Source organism: Nonlabens sp. SCSIO 43208 (assembly GCF_050703575.1).
Taxonomy (GTDB): domain Bacteria; phylum Bacteroidota; class Bacteroidia; order Flavobacteriales; family Flavobacteriaceae; genus Nonlabens; species Nonlabens tegetincola.
In genome coordinates, this window is the sequence record NZ_CP065365.1 from 2,707,131 (window position 1) to 2,722,234 (window position 15,104).

Below are 15,104 nucleotides of genomic sequence, written 5' to 3' on the forward strand. Positions count from 1 at the left end.
TTAAGGTTTAAATCTGTTTTTATGTTTGACGATTTTTCTTGGTTATTTATTTTTTTAATTGGTGCTGTTTTAGGTGCTGTCATCGCTTGGTTTTTTTCTAAAACTAAGTTTTCTGGTGAGATTAATTTACTACGTAACAACAAGGAGCAATTAGAAGCTCAACTCACAGAGGTTCTACAAGTAGCTAAGGAACGAGATCAACTTAAATTAGAGCAAAACACCTTACAAAGTCAGATAGCTGGTAAAGTAGAAAACTTCAATGACTTAAGTAAACGTCATGAGTCTCTAAAAGAAGAACTTAAAGAAGTAGCTCGAGAGAAGGAACATTTGAATGTGTTGCTGGCAGAGCAACGTACCGCTTTCGCGAAAGCGGAAGAAAAACATGCTGAGGCACAACTAGAAATTGAGAAGCTCAATGAAAAGTTCACTAAAGAATTTGAGAATCTTGCTAACAAAATTTTAGAAGAGAAAAGCACCAAGTTTGCCAGTCAAAACAAGGAAAGTATTGAACAAATATTAAATCCGCTACAGGAGAAAATAAAGAGTTTTGAAAAGAAGGTGGAAGACACTCATAAGGACACGATCGACCGTCAAAGTGCCTTGAGACAGCAAATTATAGGTTTAAAGGAGCTCAATGAAAAAATGAGCACCGAGGCAAATAACCTAACCAAAGCGCTTAAAGGTGATGCCAAAATGCGAGGGAATTGGGGTGAACTTGTTTTAGAACGTGTGCTGGAAAAGTCTGGACTAGAAAAAGGCATGGAATATGAAGTGCAGCAAAGCTTCAAAACAGAAGATGGTAAGACTGTTTTTCCTGATGTTATTGTGAGTTTACCTGGTGGCAAAAAGATGATTATAGATAGTAAAGTCTCTCTTAATGCCTATGAACGCTATGTAAATGAAGAAGACGATCAATTACAAGAACGTTATCTTAAAGAACACATTAATGCGCTTAAGAAACACGTAAGTGATTTATCGGGCAAGAACTATCACGATCTATATAGAATAGAAAGTCCAGATTTTGTATTGTTATTTGTGCCTATAGAACCTGCCTTTGCCATGGCGCTTAATACAGATAGCAGTTTGTACAGCGATGCTTTTGAAAAGAATATTGTAATTGTGACACCTACTACCCTACTAGCTACCTTACGTACTATTGACACAATGTGGCAAAACGAAAAGCAACAGCGCAATGCACTAGATATTGCCAATGCTGCCGGCGCACTTTATGATAAGTTTGTAGGTCTTACAGAAGATCTAATCAAAGTAGGAACTCAACTAGATACTGTTAAAAAAACATATTCTTCTAGTATGAACAAGCTTACAGAAGGTTCTGGTAATCTAGTAGGTCGTGTTGAAAAACTTAGAAAATTAGGAGCCAAAGCTAATAAACATCTCAACGAGAAGCTGGTAGAAAGGGCTGTTGACAGTGATCCTGACATTTTAGGAATTGAGTCTAATGATTAGATCAATAGCTAATTCTTATATAATAATTACATAAAAACGTAATATTTCTATTTATTACACTATAATGTAATATATTTGAAGTGCTACTTAAACATGTAATGGTATGAAAGCTATTATTGCAGGAGACATCATATCTTCTCAACAAATGGAAGCTGGCTTTTTTTTAAATGAGCTCGATAAAGTACTTAACCAACTTCAAGAAGTTGATTTATTTCACATTTATAGAGGAGACAGCTTTCAACTACTTATAAAAGAAACCTCAACGGCGTTACTAGTTTGTCTCAAAATAAAAACAGCTCTTAAACGTAAAGGAATAGCTGCACGCATGGCTATAGGATTAGGTGATGTAGAATTAATACAAAACAACATTGCCATATCAACAGGTAGTGCATTTACAAGATCTGGTGCTTTACTAGATTCTCTCAAAGAATTAAAACAAAATATAATGGTAAGTAGTGGTAATACTCACTACGACACCTATATGAACACGTCATTACAACTAGCCCTTACCTTTATGGATAGTTGGACAAATAATGGCGCCGAGGCCCTTTTTGAGGTTTTAAATCATCCCGATCAAACTCAGCAACAAATAGGTGAACGACTAGGAATAAAACAATCTACTGCCAGCCGTAGATTAGATAGAGTACAATTAAAAGAGGTACAGGCACTATTGGAGTTATTTGAAAAGTATTATTTTAAGGACATCAATCATGGAACTACTATTTAAATTACTGCTCGCTCATTTATTAGGAGATTTTGTCCTGCAATCCGATAGCTTTACTAAGAAGAAGGAAAAAGACGGATTATCATCCTATCACTTATACCTACATGCTTTGATACACGGCTTACTAAGTCTTGTACTTATTTGGGATCTAGAAATGTGGTACATAGCAGTAACTATAACCGTTACTCACTTACTTATAGATGCGCTCAAAATTAAATTGACAAGAAAGAAAAACAAACGCTGGATGTTTACCGCAGATCAAGTGGCACATCTTATCGTTATACTAATACTCGTCAATTTGCATTTAGGAAAAAACGAGATCGTTCCAGATAGTTTTCCAGCTTATACCATACCCTTAATTACTTGTGTAGTACTACTTACATCGCCAGTAGCCATTATGCTCAAAGTGTTTTTCACACGATGGAAATTAACCGAAAAAGATACTGGCATCTATGGGCTCAAAAATGCAGGTCGCTGGATAGGAATTATTGAGCGATTACTCATTTTTGTTTTTGTAATCACCGATAACTTTAGCGCAGTCGGTTTATTACTCACTGCAAAATCGGTTTTTAGATTTGGTGATTTAAGCAAGGCAAAAAATATGAAGCTCACCGAGTATGTCTTAATAGGAACATTGCTTAGTTTTGGTATCGCCATTTTAACTGGCCTATTCTTTAAAAATTATATCGCATGAAACGTATTTTAGGAGTAATTCTAGCCACCATTTTAATTATGGCCGTTCTATGGTACACCTTTTTGTACTATGCCACCTATTCCGACGGATACCGTACCGGTGAATTAATTAAATTCTCCAGTAAAGGTGTTGTGGTTAAAACTTGGGAAGGTGAAATTTCTCAAGGTATAAGCGGTGCTCAAATATTTTCATTTTCAGTGATGGATCATGAAAAAGAGGTCATTGAGAAATTAAAAGAGTATCAAGGTCAATACGTAAAATTAAAATACGAAGAAAAATTTGGCACTTTCTTTTTTTGGGGTGATACAAAGTATTTCATTACTGAGGTCAGTAAAGAACAAAGCCCTCATTTTAATCGCGAGTAACTTGTGATGGATTACGCTTTCGCGAAAGCGTAATAACGATCAAACACTTTAAAATAAACATGCCATGAGTTCATCAACATTTAAATCACCAGAGCAGTCCCGAGTTATGTTATCCATTCTCATGCTGCCGTCAAATGCTAATTTTTCTGGAAAAATTCACGGTGGTTATGTGTTATCATTAATTGATCAAATTGCATTTGCCTGCGCATCAAAACACAGTGGTCATTACTGTGTTACAGCAAGTGTTGATGTAGTGGATTTTAAAGCTCCAATAGAGGTAGGTGAAATGTTGACTCTTAGAGCATCAGTCAACTACGTAGGAAGATCATCGATGGTAGTAGGTATACGAGTAGATTCTGAAAACATTCAAACTGGTGAGTCAAAACACTGTAATTCTTCATTTTTAACCATGGTTGCCAAAGATGAAAATGGAAATACCGTGACAGTACCAGGACTTAAAATTACTAACGAGACTCACGTAAGAAGGTTTGCTCGTGCTATAAAGAGAAAACAAATTAAAATCAAAAGTGCCAAAGAAATCGCCGAGGCAAATTTCTCTGACACCAAATACCTAGAAGAGTTTAAAAACTATAATGTTCAGGTAAAATTGTAACGTTTTAGGCAACCACCATCTTCTCTTCCGACTCAAAAACATAACTCTGTAATTTTTGCAGAGTGTTTCTCTTATATTCCGTATTAATCAATAAGGAAATATTGTTATTGCTACCACCATAAGCGATCATGCGCACTGTTACATCTTGAAGGATATTAAATAATTGTGGTGTATCCTGATGGTAGATTATATTATTTCCTACTAGACATACGATACTCATTCCTGCATCAACCTCTACGCTCGCTATTTGTTCAAGTTCATTTACAATAGCATCTATATGAGTGGCATCATCTATGGTTAACGATACAGCAATTTCTGAGGTAGTGACCATGTCAATAGGAGTTTGGAATTTCTCAAACACTTCAAATACCTTTTTAAGAAATCCATGGGCTTGCAACATGCGCGCCGATTTTATTTTAATAGCATAGATACCATCCTTTGCGGCTATAGCTTTGATCCCTTCACCATGTACTTGTTGAGTAATTAATGTCCCATAGGCATCTGGTACCATCGTGTTTTTTAATCTTACAGGAATATTCAAATCTCTAACCGGCATGACGGTTTGTGGATGCAGAATTTTTGCTCCAAAGTAAGCCAACTCAGCCGCCTCATCAAAAGATATCTTTTGTATAGCGGTTGTATTTTCAACGTACCGTGGATCATTATTATGAAACCCATCAATATCAGTCCAAATTTGGACCTCTTCTGCTTGGATTGCTGCTCCTATTATAGATGCGGTATAATCACTACCACCGCGTTGTAAATTAGATATTTGACCTTGAACATCTAGGCAAATAAAACCTTGAGTGATATAAATGTCAGCTTGTTGATTATCATCAAGAATCCTGTTCAAATTTTGTTGAATGTAAAAAGAGTCAGGCTCATGTTGTTGATCCACACGCATAAAATCAAGTGCTGGTAATAAAACAGCATTAATACCTTCTTGAATTAAAAATCGGCTGAATATAAAGGTAGAAAGTAATTCACCTTGCGCAACTATCGTATTATGAACTAGCTCGTTATACTTGCTTTTCGTTTGCTCTATGAGCGTTTCATAAACAGACAGCACATACTTGCTTACTTCTTCTTTCAATTGTTGATCTTGAAGCAAGTCCTCTACCACTTGAGCATATTTGACAAATAGTTCTTCAATTAATTCTAGCGCATTATCTCGATCACCTGCATTGAGTTGTTCCGATATTTCAACTAGGGCATTAGTCGTTCCAGACATGGCCGATAGTACTACTATCTTTTGTGTTCCATCGTTAATGATAGATCTCACATTGTTCATATTTTCAATAGAGCCTACTGATGTACCACCAAACTTTAATACCAACATTTCAATAAATTTTTGGCAAACTTACGTCTGACTTGCAAGTTGAGTAAATTATTACTGATATTTGAATAAAATTACACAACTTGTTATATAATTAACAAAATGAAAACTGTATCAGAATGTGTTGAGGAGATATTACTCACACAACCCTTTTTAGAAGAAGCACTTGCCAGACGTATAATCAACTTTTCGGCACTTGCTGAAGAGCTACGAGAACCTATAAGCGATATGCTGAGGAAACCTATCAAGACAGGAGCAGTAATGATGGCATTAAGACGTTATAATCCACCCAACAATTTAAGACACTCTAATAAATTAAAAACGGTTCTAAAAAATCTAGGTGATATAACAGTGCGCTCAAATCTGGTTGACTATACGTTTCAAAACTCGAGTACCTTGATGATAAGCCATAGTAAGATGATATCATCCATAGAGACGAATGTATTTTATGGCTTTTCCAGAGGTACACATGAGAGTAATCTCGTGATTTCTGCCAGTCAAAAGCAAAAAATTGAAAAGCATTTTACTAGTGAACATCTTATTGGGCTTCAAGAAAATTTATGCGCGATAAGTATCGGATTACCTGAAATTAATACTAAAATCCCAGGTCTATACTACCAAATATTTAAGAGGTTTGCTTGGGAAGGTATTTCGTTATACGAGGTAATCTCTACTACAAATGAGTTCAGTGTACTTGTTGAAGATCACATGGTTGACAAAGCTTTTTCTGCAATAAAAAAATTAAGCTATAAGTCATAAATTGAAATGCAAACAATTTATGCTATAGCTTTTACCATGTGAAATAGCCAGTTTTAGACTATTTCTTTCATGTGGTTGATTCGCTTTCGCGAAAGCGTGAATAGTCACTTACTTTCTAAAAAACTCGTACCAAGTTAAATCCAAAATAAAATCTACCTTCGGTCCAATCGCCTGTTCCACCGCTCAAAAAGTTGTTGGTCAACATAGGCTGGGCATTTGTGAAATGCATTTGAAAAACGTGTCCACCTGTTTCCAAATCAACTCCTATACTTAATGGATTAACAAAATTGTTCTCACTAGCACGGTTCAAATGATAGCCATAATCGGCATTTATACTCCATCTATTAGACAGCTTATACCTAGCTCCTACTCCAAGCGCATATTGAGTGTTATCTTGTTCATCAACCGGAACAAAGCCTTGATGAAAAAGAGTCGGGCTAATTTGTGCACTAAAACGATCAGAGAATTTACGGGCTGCGATAAATTGTAACGTAGCACCGGTGCGGTCCATAAATTCAATACCTGGATAAAGTTCTTCATTTACGGCGCTGTAAAAATCTGCTGCTGTAAATAAAGAAATAGTGAAGGGAAATCCCTGCTTTTCTTGTGATTTAAGTTTGAATTTACCAGCTAGTTGGTATGTTTTATTGAATCCGCTGCGGCTTGCTTCTAGATGCATCCAGTCGGTTACTCCATACACAAATTGAAATCTGGTCACGGCGTTGTCAAGTCCAAAAAGATCGTCTATTCCGTTTTCTACACTACCAAATCTGTGAGATATTATAACTTGAAACTCATTTTTTGCAACCAATTTGGTGGTCTCAAAATTTACCACTTTAAGAGATTTCCAAGTACTGGTAACTTGGTTATCATCTTCAATGTCGAGTCCATCTAATAGATCGTCTTGACCGGTAACAAAAAAAGGTAGTAGTAATAAAAGTAGAAATTTGTTCATTCTATAAAGAGGTGTTTGTAATACTTACAATACGGATTAGGTGCTATTAATATTTAACAAATTTTGCAACAGACACTGCATCTTCTACCATTACACGAGTGATGTATATACCACTAGACAAACGAGTTACATCTAATTCATTTTGATCCTGAATTTTTGATTCTAGAACAAGGTTACCTTGCATGTTATAAACTTGTATTTGAGCAGCACTTGCGTTTTCTAGGGCTATGCTTACTTTATCCATTACTTGAGTAGGATATAAAGTAAAGTCTGATAATTTACTATCAATGGTGGTAAGAACAGCGTTTGAGGATCCTGTAATTACTTGATCACCACTGTTACCACTAGCACCGTTTGCTTGTAAGGCTGCATAATAAAAAGTTACCGCTCCTACATCGCTTGCTGGCGCTGTCCAATTGAAGCTCCAGTTGTTTTGACTAGATCCTGCTGCTGTGTGAGTCAATCCTGATCCACCTGATCTCAATTGACTACCTGTTCCTGTGGTCCAAGTTCCAATTTTGTTACCGCTATCATCTTCTGCTGTAATGTTAAAACCAAATTTTGAAACTGATGATCCTGTTATGGCTAGATTTAAATTATAGGCCTGATTTGCGTTATATGTAGCTGGTACACCACTTAATGCTGCACTTCCACCATGATTTGCTCCTGGCGCGTGACATGCGGTACAATTTTGATTGTTATCTCCTGGCGAACCAGAAAAACTACCTGTTTGCCCACCAGTAAAACCTACTAATACTAGCAGTGCAACCGGTATTGCTGTTAAAATCGAATAAAAAGAGTAATTATTTTTCATCATCATTTGAGTTTTGTGGGTTAAGAATGTATGCTTGATCTATTTTTACTTCACCTAAAAGATCATCGTAACCTATGCATCGACCTTTTACTGTATAAGTGTGATTAAGAGGAAACTTAGTTGGGTTTGCGAGTTGAATGAAAACATTAAAATCTAATGTCATTTCTTGCGCCGCTTTATCTGTTGCTACACCAGTAACCTCTATAACTTGATCCAGAATTAATTTATCGTTTTCTAGGTCATCATCAGTGAGCATCAAAATTAAATCTTGAGAATTTAATTTTATGGAAGCACTTTCATTCTTTATATCCTTATGATCCTGATAAACATAATTATAACTGAGGACACCAACAAGGACAAGCAGAATAAGAAATATGTATAAGTATTTTCTATTCAAATTGATGAACTATAAACAAATTAACTTTATTGATTATCAATATTATAAAAAATTCTTGTCAATTTTAATATATACTTATATTTATACTGAATTCAATATAATTTAATGAGGTTTTTTCTTACTTTTTTGTTTATTTCCCTATTTATATCATCTTGTAGTGAAACAAGTCCAGATGATTTTGAAGAAATACAAAATGATCCACAACCACAGGTTGTAACTTATGATGGCTCCATAAAGGAAATCATGCAAAACTCTTGTGTGAATTGTCATCAAAATGCTGCTCCTAGTGGTGGATTAAGACTGGAAACTTATGACCAAGTACGTAACAGTACCGAAAACGGTACTCTTATAGATAGGATAACCAGACAACCTGGCGATCCATTATTAATGCCACAAGGAACAAATGGTTTACCTCAATCTTCTATAGATCTTGTCTTAAGATGGCGAGATGGTGGATTCATAGAAAATTAATTCATCATGAAAAATCTCACGCTTTTAATAACGGTAACTTTATTTCTACTAGTAAATCTTCAAAGAGAACGGTTTTTAACTAGAACAGGACAAGTTCAATTTAATGCCAGCGTTCCTAGCTTTGAGCCTGTCGAGGCTATAAACAATAATGCCACCATTGTACTCGATGTTAAATCTGGAGAACTAGCCGCTCTTGTACTACTTAGAGGTTTTAAATTTCCCATTGCTCTTATGGAAGAGCACTTTAATGAGAATTATGTAGAAAGTGATACCTATCCTAAAGCTGTTTTAAAAGGGACTTTGGCAGAGTTCTCCTCTACTGCACTTGATGATGCGCTATTGCATGAATATACTTTTAAAGGCACCATAGAATTACACGGAAAAAAAGAACTATTGGAGTTTCCAGTTAATTTAACCCAAAGCGGCGAGCAAGTAAAGCTAACAGCTAACTTCACCTTGTTACCAGAGCGATTTAATATTGAAATCCCTTCTATTGTAAGTAATAAAATCGCTGATGAAATTAATGTATCAGTAAACGCGGTTTTAGAAAAAAGATAAGCTTTATTTTACCTTCTTTGCATTAAGTTCTTCCATAAAGAAATCGTCATTTGGGACATCAAATGAAATACCGATCACGTTATTATAAGCATCGGTTTCAAAATTCACAGTTCCAAAACTGAACCAGACCTGTGGATGATTCCACTTCATTTCAAAAGCATTGTAATTGAAATGAGACAAGGTACTAGATAGTAAAGGGCTGTGTTCCCAGATCAGCTGTAGCTCACCGTTTTCCTCCTTTACGTAAAAATTACCATAAGCCGGTGTGTGATAAGTCCCCATCAACTCTTCTTTAGTAACAGTTGGCGTTGTATTTTTAACACGAGCGGCCTTTCTATCTGCAATTCTTGTATCACTAGCTTTCCATTTATTATAGCCATTAAGCATTTCTTTACTCCAATCCTTCATCGGCCTGTTTAAAAACCTATCAAAAACATAATAAGCAATAGCATTTGTGGGAGCTTTTACTCCGTTTGTTAAAACCACAACGCCCAGTTTTTCATCAGGTAACATTTGAACTGTAGATATCATACCATCGTATCCACCGCCATGGCCTATTTGAAAATGCTCTTGATAATTTGTGATAAACCAACCTAGACCGTAACCGTTAAAAGCCTGACCTCTACCATTGCGATTTACTTGATTCACCTCAAATGAGTTTTGTAAGCTCCACATTTTATTGCGATTGTTTTTATTAAATAAAGTATCGGCTTTATAAACCCCATGATTCATGTTAAATATCATCCATTTACCCATATCGTGAACACTAGAAATCAAACCACCTGTAGATCTTACGTTATCCCAAGCAACGTGATCGATTTTATAATTAGTATCACCAGATCTACCATGAGGTGTCGCTACATTGCTATTAGAACCATAATCATTTACACTTACTACAGTGTCATCCATTTCTAGAGGTTTTAAAAAACGCTCAGTAACATTATCTTTAAAAGACTTACCTGTTACTTTTTCTATCACTGCGCCTGCTGTTATAAACATCAAATTAGAGTATCCATATCCATCCCTAAATTCATATGCTTGTGGTACAAATTTGATTCTCTTTACTATTTCTTCGGTAGATAATTCGCTTTTATACCAAATAGCGTCGCCAGAAAAAGTACCTAATCCCACATTATGACTCAGTAAATCTTTAATGGTTACCATACGACTAATGGTAGGGTCATACACTTCAAAGTAAGGTAAGTAAGATTGAACTTTATCATTCCAATCTAATTTTCCTTCCTCAACTAACTGAGCAATAATAGCTGCTGTAAAGGCCTTGGTATTACTGGCAATGGCATATAAGGTGTGCTCATCGGGCTGCTGTTTCTTCCCTATTTCCATAACACCGTATCCCTTTTCAAATACAATTTCTCCATCTTTTACAATAGCTACGCTCAAACCAGGTATATCCCATTCCTTCTGAGTGCTAGTGATATACTTATCTATTTCTTTGAGATCTATATTTTGGGCTGTAAATAATTGAGCGGTGAACAAAAAGGCGATTAATATTCTCATGATCTGTATTTAAAAATGGTAAGATAATATTTGTTACGCTTTCGCGAAAGCGTAATCTCACCAACACCTTTCATTCAACCGATCTATTGACTCCTTAAGTTTTATAGGATTTTAGTAAATACTTTTCTTATACCAAGGTTGTGGATAAATGATTACCTTCACCCTAGATACTGGCATAACCAAGACTTCCTTTTATGAGCAACGACCGACTTAATGACCTTATTTACAAGCTGCAATATCTAGAGCGGAAACAAGAAGAGTATGCACGCAACATGAAGCAGTTACGTGAGGAAATTCAAGCTTTTAAGAAGGACAGCTTGGTACAGGAATCTCAGGATCAACCAGTAAAACAACAACCTAAACCTGTATCAGAATTAATTGAAACCGTTGAGAAAAAACAAACCTCAACCGAACAGCCAATAAAAAAGTTTGACAAGCTAGATCCACAGGTTAAGGATAGGTTTAATGATATGAGTAAAAAAACCTCAACAAATAGCCTAGAAAAATTTGTAGGAGAAAATTTGCTCAATAAAATCGGTATTTTAATCACAATTATAGGTGTAATAATTGGGGTGAAGTATTCAATTGAAAATAACCTGATAAGCCCACTTACAAGAATTATTCTAGGTTATATCACTGGTATCTCGTTACTGGGAATCGGAATTAAGTTAAAGAAGAAATACGAACCATACAGTGCGGTGCTAGTAAGCGGTGCGATGTGTGTGATGTATTTTGTCACCTTTTCAGGATATAGCTTCTACCATTTATATTCCCAATCGGTCGCCTTTATTTTGATGGCCTTGTTTACCCTATTCACTGTAATTACAGCACTTAAATACGACCGCTCTATTATCGCGCATTTAGGACTAATAGGCGCCTATGCCGTACCTTTTTTTTTAAGTGATGGTTCTGGTAGGATGGCGATACTGTTTAGCTATATTTCTCTTATTAATTTTGGAATTCTTGCCATTGCCTTTAAAAAGGAATGGAAATCACTTTACTATGTCGCCTTTGGCGCTACGTGGCTCATTTTTATAACTTGGTCAATAACCAGCTATAACGTAAACGATGACCTAGGTAAAGCTCTGTTCTTTTCTAGTCTTATTTTTCTCACCTTTTATACGATGTTTATTGTATACAAACTGGTACAAAAAGAAGTGTATACGGTAATCGATATTGTCATGCTATTGGCGAATTCGTTATTGTTTTTTGCGACTGGTTATTTACTCCTAGAGTCCCATTCAAGTACAAGGGATTTTACTGGATTATTCACACTATTAAATGCTGTAATTCACTTTATAGTTGCTGTTATAATCCATAAGAAGCAATTAGCTTCAAACAATCTATTTTATTTGGTAGCTGCCCTAGTGTTAAGTTTTATTACCCTTGCGATTCCTGTTCAGCTAGATGGTGAATGGGTAACTGTATCGTGGACAGTTCTCGCTGCTGTTCTTTTTGCAATAGGGCGAATTAAAAATATTGCTCCCTATGAAAAAATAGCTTACGCGATTATTATTCTAGCTACCTTGAGTTTAATTGAAGACTGGGATCAACTTGACCGTGAGATTTATGATTCAAATTTGAAAGCGTTGTGGCATACTACCTTTTTTACAGGGTTGTTTTATATAATAGGATTAGGTAGCATCAATTATCTCTATTTTAATAAAAAGCGAGCGATTCCAGAATTCACGATTAATGGATTCTTTCACGTAATGCATTATGTTTTACCATCACTATTAATAATGATGTCTTATGTGATTTTTAAAGTTGAAATTGATATTTACTGGGAACATGCACGTAACATATCAACCAAAACGCTCACTGCCTTGTATGGTGGTACACGCCATGATAGAAATGTAACTTTACTACATGACACTTGGCTTTTGTTTTATTCGTTTGGATTTGTGGCTTTACTAGCAGGAATTAATTTAAAATGGATTAAAAACAAAATACTTGGTCAAGTTAATTGTGGGTTTATAGGATTTTCTATTCTTGTGCTCCTGATAGCAGGATTGTGGAACTTCAGTGAGCTTAGGGATTCCTATTTAGATGGAGTTAAGGATGGTTATACCAGTATTTCTTTATGGCAGGTCAATTTGAGGTATCTAGGAATTACTACTGCTGTATTACTGCATTACCTTATAAGATTACATTATAAGGAAAACTATATAGGAAAAGCGTTTGCTAAGCCCATAGTTTTGTTCGTACACACTACTATTCTATGGATTTTGAGCAGTGAATTATTGCACTGGATGGATTTTGCTGGAGTAAGCAATAACTACAAGTTGGGTTTAAGTATTCTGTGGGCTGTATATTCATTAGGTTTAGTAATTCTAGGAATTTGGAAACGCAAACAATACATTAGAATCACTGCCATAACCTTATTTGGACTTACACTGGTAAAATTGTTTTTCTACGACCTCACCTATTTGAACACCATTTCTAAAACTATAGTATTTATAAGTATAGGAGCTTTGATGCTTATTGCATCCTTCTTGTACAATAAATTCAATAAACAAATCGCAGATGAATCAGAAGAATAAACTGGCATTTCTCTTTCTTTTTATAGCCTCATTGACTTTTGCCCAACTCCATACTTATGAGTATAAGCGCAGTATAGAGCGACCGACAGATAGTTGGCACAAAATAAATATAAAGCCAGAAATGTATAAGCATCTCAATCAACGATTGTCTGATATGCGTATTTATGGAGTTTCTAAAACAGATACAACGCAGGTTCCATTTTTAATGCATTCAAGCACTAGTAAAAAAGTAAATAGAGATCTAGCTTTTGAACTTATCAATCAAACCAAAAATGAAGATGGTATCTTCTTTACTTTTAAATTGGAGGACGCACAAATTATAAATAAAATACATCTAGATTTTATTGAGACAAACTTTGATTGGAAGATTCAACTAGATGCTAGCAATGACCAAAAAGAATGGTATACTTTACTAGACGATTATAGAATTACTAGTATTAAAAATAAACAGGTTACTTATCAATATAGTCAATTGCATTTTGAACCTAGTGAATATCAATACTACCGAGTGCTAGTTAAAAACATAGATAAAGCAGAGCTAGACCGAGCGAGATTAAGACGTTTTGAAGTAGAAAAAGGAGAGAACATCTCATACCCATCAACAATTACAAAAAAGGAAACAACAAATTCAAATGAAAGTCTAGTATTTACTCAAATGGATGATACTGCGCGTATAAGTAGAGTTCTTATTAACATTAAATCAAATTTCGATTACTACCGTCCATTTAAGCTAGAATATTTAGCCGATAGTGTAAAATTAGATGATGGTTATCGCTATCAGTATGCCACCTTAATCACAGGTGTTTTAGATTCTAGTAGCGATAATACCTATACCTTTCCAGCAACCACTTGTAAAAAGTTACGATTAAACATTTATAACGGCAACAATGAACCTTTATACGTAGACTCTTTTAACGTATCAGGATTTAGAGATTATTTGTTAGCTCGATTTACAAAGGAAGCCGATTTTTTTCTCGCCTATGGTAAAGAAAACGATCAACTACCTAGCTATGATATTGAAAAATTTAAAGACAACATCCCTGAAGAACTCACCTCATTATCATTAGGAGAAGAAATTTTAATCATTCCCAATCAACCAATGGTAGAAGAAAAAGGCTTATTTGAAAACAAATTATGGTTGTGGATTCTCATGATTTTGGCAATTGCAATCATGGGTGGATTTACTTTAAAAATGTTGAGGAGTGAGAGTTGATTTAATCAAACTTAATCCTCTTCTCATCTCTCTTAATCTGCTTTTCTAGTTTATTTTTCCAAGGAAAGCTTATCCACATACCTATAATTCCAAAAAATAGTAAGCCTAAGACTTGATTAGTTTTTGTAAGTTGTCGGTTAGGCGCAAGGTTTAAAACATACCAAACACCATAAAACGAGATAGGTAAACTCAAAAAACTTAAAAAATACCACTTAAAAGTGTATCCCATCACAACCTGAGATAAAAGCTCTGGTTTTGCAAATTTTACAATAAGAAACGCAACAAAAACTAAGGAATAAGCAATAATTAAACCTCTAAAAATACTGGCGTGTTTGCGTATTTTATCTTTTTTATCGTTAGTCATTTTCTACCTGATTTTTTAAGTTCTACTTCTGCCTCGTGCAACCAAAAACACAATCCTATTAAACCCAATATTAAGACCGTCATCGAGGAAAATACTTTTTTGCTCGTGCTGGTTGTAGAAAACATCCAAGTAACCACAGCTGCATAACTGCCCAACAACAAAAAACTTATTAATATCCAGATCCAATCTACATAGATCACATCTAATCCTGGTATAGGAAAAAACCTATGAAGTAATTGAACTAGGAACAATAGAAATAGCAAAACAGTTGCAGACTTAATAACAGTTACATGGCTTCTCATATTATTTAAAA

At 35.1% G+C, this 15,104-nt stretch carries 17 protein-coding genes; 10 read left to right on the top strand and 7 right to left on the bottom strand.

Features of this window, described 5'->3' with window-relative positions; translation table 11 throughout:
- Nucleotides 1-21: 21 nt before the first annotated feature.
- The 5 genes from rmuC (at nt 22) to I5168_RS12495 (ending at nt 3,863) form a co-directional block, all read left to right on the top strand.
- Nucleotides 22-1,467: a DNA recombination protein RmuC gene (gene rmuC, locus I5168_RS12475; protein ID WP_431471988.1), complete on the top strand. Its 1,446-nt coding sequence runs from the start codon at nt 22-24 to the stop codon at nt 1,465-1,467.
- Between the two features lie 103 nt (nt 1,468-1,570).
- Complete coding sequence (locus tag I5168_RS12480) at nt 1,571-2,194, top strand: SatD family protein (protein WP_431471989.1); 624 nt, start codon at nt 1,571-1,573, stop codon at nt 2,192-2,194.
- A complete protein-coding gene (locus tag I5168_RS12485; RefSeq protein ID WP_431471990.1) occupies nt 2,178-2,885 on the top strand; it encodes a DUF3307 domain-containing protein in 708 nt (235 codons plus the stop codon). Before I5168_RS12480 ends, I5168_RS12485 begins: the two co-directional genes overlap by 17 nt.
- Nucleotides 2,882-3,250, top strand: a complete 369-nt coding sequence (locus I5168_RS12490; protein ID WP_060522871.1) for a hypothetical protein — start codon at nt 2,882-2,884, stop codon at nt 3,248-3,250. Before I5168_RS12485 ends, I5168_RS12490 begins: the two co-directional genes overlap by 4 nt.
- A 64-nt stretch (nt 3,251-3,314) precedes the next feature.
- The gene (locus tag I5168_RS12495) at nt 3,315-3,863 is read left to right on the top strand and encodes an acyl-CoA thioesterase (protein WP_060522872.1); all 549 of its coding nucleotides are present in this window, start codon (nt 3,315-3,317) and stop codon (nt 3,861-3,863) included.
- A gap of 4 nt (nt 3,864-3,867) precedes the next feature.
- On the opposite strand, the gene I5168_RS12500 is transcribed toward I5168_RS12495, so the two are convergent.
- On the bottom strand, nt 3,868-5,202 hold the full coding sequence (locus I5168_RS12500) for an aspartate kinase (RefSeq protein ID WP_431471991.1): 1,335 nt from the start codon (nt 5,200-5,202) through the stop codon (nt 3,868-3,870).
- 99 nt (nt 5,203-5,301) lie between these two features.
- On the opposite strand from I5168_RS12500, the gene I5168_RS12505 reads away from it, so the two are divergent.
- The gene (locus I5168_RS12505; protein ID WP_167341701.1) at nt 5,302-5,958 is read left to right on the top strand and encodes a hypothetical protein; all 657 of its coding nucleotides are present in this window, start codon (nt 5,302-5,304) and stop codon (nt 5,956-5,958) included.
- Nucleotides 5,959-6,073: 115 nt separating this feature from the next.
- Here the strand turns inward: I5168_RS12505 and I5168_RS12510 are convergent, their stop codons facing one another.
- Genes I5168_RS12510 through I5168_RS12520 form a run of 3 tightly spaced genes read right to left on the bottom strand, consistent with a single transcriptional unit; the run spans nt 6,074 to nt 8,124 of the window.
- Nucleotides 6,074-6,913 (bottom strand): DUF5777 family beta-barrel protein, encoded by an 840-nt coding sequence (locus I5168_RS12510; RefSeq protein ID WP_042278179.1) that lies wholly within the window; start codon nt 6,911-6,913, stop codon nt 6,074-6,076.
- Nucleotides 6,914-6,959: 46 nt separating this feature from the next.
- Nucleotides 6,960-7,727: a choice-of-anchor V domain-containing protein gene (locus I5168_RS12515; protein WP_431471992.1), complete on the bottom strand. Its 768-nt coding sequence runs from the start codon at nt 7,725-7,727 to the stop codon at nt 6,960-6,962.
- A complete protein-coding gene (locus I5168_RS12520; RefSeq protein ID WP_338351024.1) occupies nt 7,717-8,124 on the bottom strand; it encodes an OB-fold protein in 408 nt (135 codons plus the stop codon). Before I5168_RS12520 ends, I5168_RS12515 begins: the two co-directional genes overlap by 11 nt.
- Before the next feature lie 105 nt (nt 8,125-8,229).
- Here I5168_RS12520 and I5168_RS12525 point away from each other — a divergent pair, with 105 nt between their 5' ends.
- Together I5168_RS12525 and I5168_RS12530 are read left to right on the top strand one after the other, a co-directional pair.
- Nucleotides 8,230-8,595 carry a c-type cytochrome domain-containing protein gene (locus I5168_RS12525; RefSeq protein WP_431471993.1) on the top strand — a complete coding sequence of 122 codons (366 nt, stop codon included), beginning with the start codon at nt 8,230-8,232 and terminating at the stop codon, nt 8,593-8,595.
- 6 nt (nt 8,596-8,601) lie between these two features.
- Nucleotides 8,602-9,153: a YceI family protein gene (locus I5168_RS12530; RefSeq protein ID WP_105018658.1), complete on the top strand. Its 552-nt coding sequence runs from the start codon at nt 8,602-8,604 to the stop codon at nt 9,151-9,153.
- A gap of 3 nt (nt 9,154-9,156) precedes the next feature.
- On the opposite strand, the gene I5168_RS12535 is transcribed toward I5168_RS12530, so the two are convergent.
- Complete coding sequence (locus I5168_RS12535) at nt 9,157-10,671, bottom strand: serine hydrolase (protein ID WP_167341696.1); 1,515 nt, start codon at nt 10,669-10,671, stop codon at nt 9,157-9,159.
- Between the two features lie 194 nt (nt 10,672-10,865).
- Between I5168_RS12535 and I5168_RS12540 the strand changes: the two genes are divergently transcribed.
- Together I5168_RS12540 and I5168_RS12545 are read left to right on the top strand one after the other, a co-directional pair.
- Nucleotides 10,866-13,214, top strand: coding sequence for a DUF2339 domain-containing protein (locus I5168_RS12540; protein ID WP_431471994.1), 2,349 nt, complete (start codon nt 10,866-10,868; stop codon nt 13,212-13,214).
- Entirely contained in the window at nt 13,198-14,427 is a 1,230-nt protein-coding gene (locus I5168_RS12545) for a DUF3999 family protein (protein WP_431471995.1), read from the top strand. Before I5168_RS12540 ends, I5168_RS12545 begins: the two co-directional genes overlap by 17 nt.
- A 1-nt stretch (nt 14,428) precedes the next feature.
- Here I5168_RS12545 and I5168_RS12550 read toward each other — a convergent pair whose 3' ends face one another.
- Both I5168_RS12550 and I5168_RS12555 read right to left on the bottom strand, forming a co-directional pair.
- Nucleotides 14,429-14,791 (bottom strand): hypothetical protein, encoded by a 363-nt coding sequence (locus tag I5168_RS12550; protein ID WP_431471996.1) that lies wholly within the window; start codon nt 14,789-14,791, stop codon nt 14,429-14,431.
- Nucleotides 14,788-15,093, bottom strand: coding sequence for a hypothetical protein (locus tag I5168_RS12555; RefSeq protein WP_431471997.1), 306 nt, complete (start codon nt 15,091-15,093; stop codon nt 14,788-14,790). Before I5168_RS12555 ends, I5168_RS12550 begins: the two co-directional genes overlap by 4 nt.
- Nucleotides 15,094-15,104: the final 11 nt, after the last annotated feature.

Bases quoted from the DNA above. Each gene is read 5' to 3' on its own strand.
- rmuC (WP_431471988.1), top strand. From the start codon at position 22: ATGTTTGACGATTTTTCTTGGTTATTTATTTTTTTAATTGGTGCTGTT.
- I5168_RS12480 (WP_431471989.1), top strand. From the start codon at position 1,571: ATGAAAGCTATTATTGCAGGAGACATCATATCTTCTCAACAAATGGAA.
- I5168_RS12485 (WP_431471990.1), top strand. From the start codon at position 2,178: ATGGAACTACTATTTAAATTACTGCTCGCTCATTTATTAGGAGATTTT.
- I5168_RS12490 (WP_060522871.1), top strand. From the start codon at position 2,882: ATGAAACGTATTTTAGGAGTAATTCTAGCCACCATTTTAATTATGGCC.
- I5168_RS12495 (WP_060522872.1), top strand. From the start codon at position 3,315: ATGAGTTCATCAACATTTAAATCACCAGAGCAGTCCCGAGTTATGTTA.
- I5168_RS12500 (WP_431471991.1), bottom strand. From the start codon at position 5,202: ATGTTGGTATTAAAGTTTGGTGGTACATCAGTAGGCTCTATTGAAAAT.
- I5168_RS12505 (WP_167341701.1), top strand. From the start codon at position 5,302: ATGAAAACTGTATCAGAATGTGTTGAGGAGATATTACTCACACAACCC.
- I5168_RS12510 (WP_042278179.1), bottom strand. From the start codon at position 6,913: ATGAACAAATTTCTACTTTTATTACTACTACCTTTTTTTGTTACCGGT.
- I5168_RS12515 (WP_431471992.1), bottom strand. From the start codon at position 7,727: ATGAAAAATAATTACTCTTTTTATTCGATTTTAACAGCAATACCGGTT.
- I5168_RS12525 (WP_431471993.1), top strand. From the start codon at position 8,230: ATGAGGTTTTTTCTTACTTTTTTGTTTATTTCCCTATTTATATCATCT.
- I5168_RS12530 (WP_105018658.1), top strand. From the start codon at position 8,602: ATGAAAAATCTCACGCTTTTAATAACGGTAACTTTATTTCTACTAGTA.
- I5168_RS12535 (WP_167341696.1), bottom strand. From the start codon at position 10,671: ATGAGAATATTAATCGCCTTTTTGTTCACCGCTCAATTATTTACAGCC.
- I5168_RS12540 (WP_431471994.1), top strand. From the start codon at position 10,866: ATGAGCAACGACCGACTTAATGACCTTATTTACAAGCTGCAATATCTA.
- I5168_RS12545 (WP_431471995.1), top strand. From the start codon at position 13,198: ATGAATCAGAAGAATAAACTGGCATTTCTCTTTCTTTTTATAGCCTCA.
- I5168_RS12550 (WP_431471996.1), bottom strand. From the start codon at position 14,791: ATGACTAACGATAAAAAAGATAAAATACGCAAACACGCCAGTATTTTT.
- I5168_RS12555 (WP_431471997.1), bottom strand. From the start codon at position 15,093: ATGAGAAGCCATGTAACTGTTATTAAGTCTGCAACTGTTTTGCTATTT.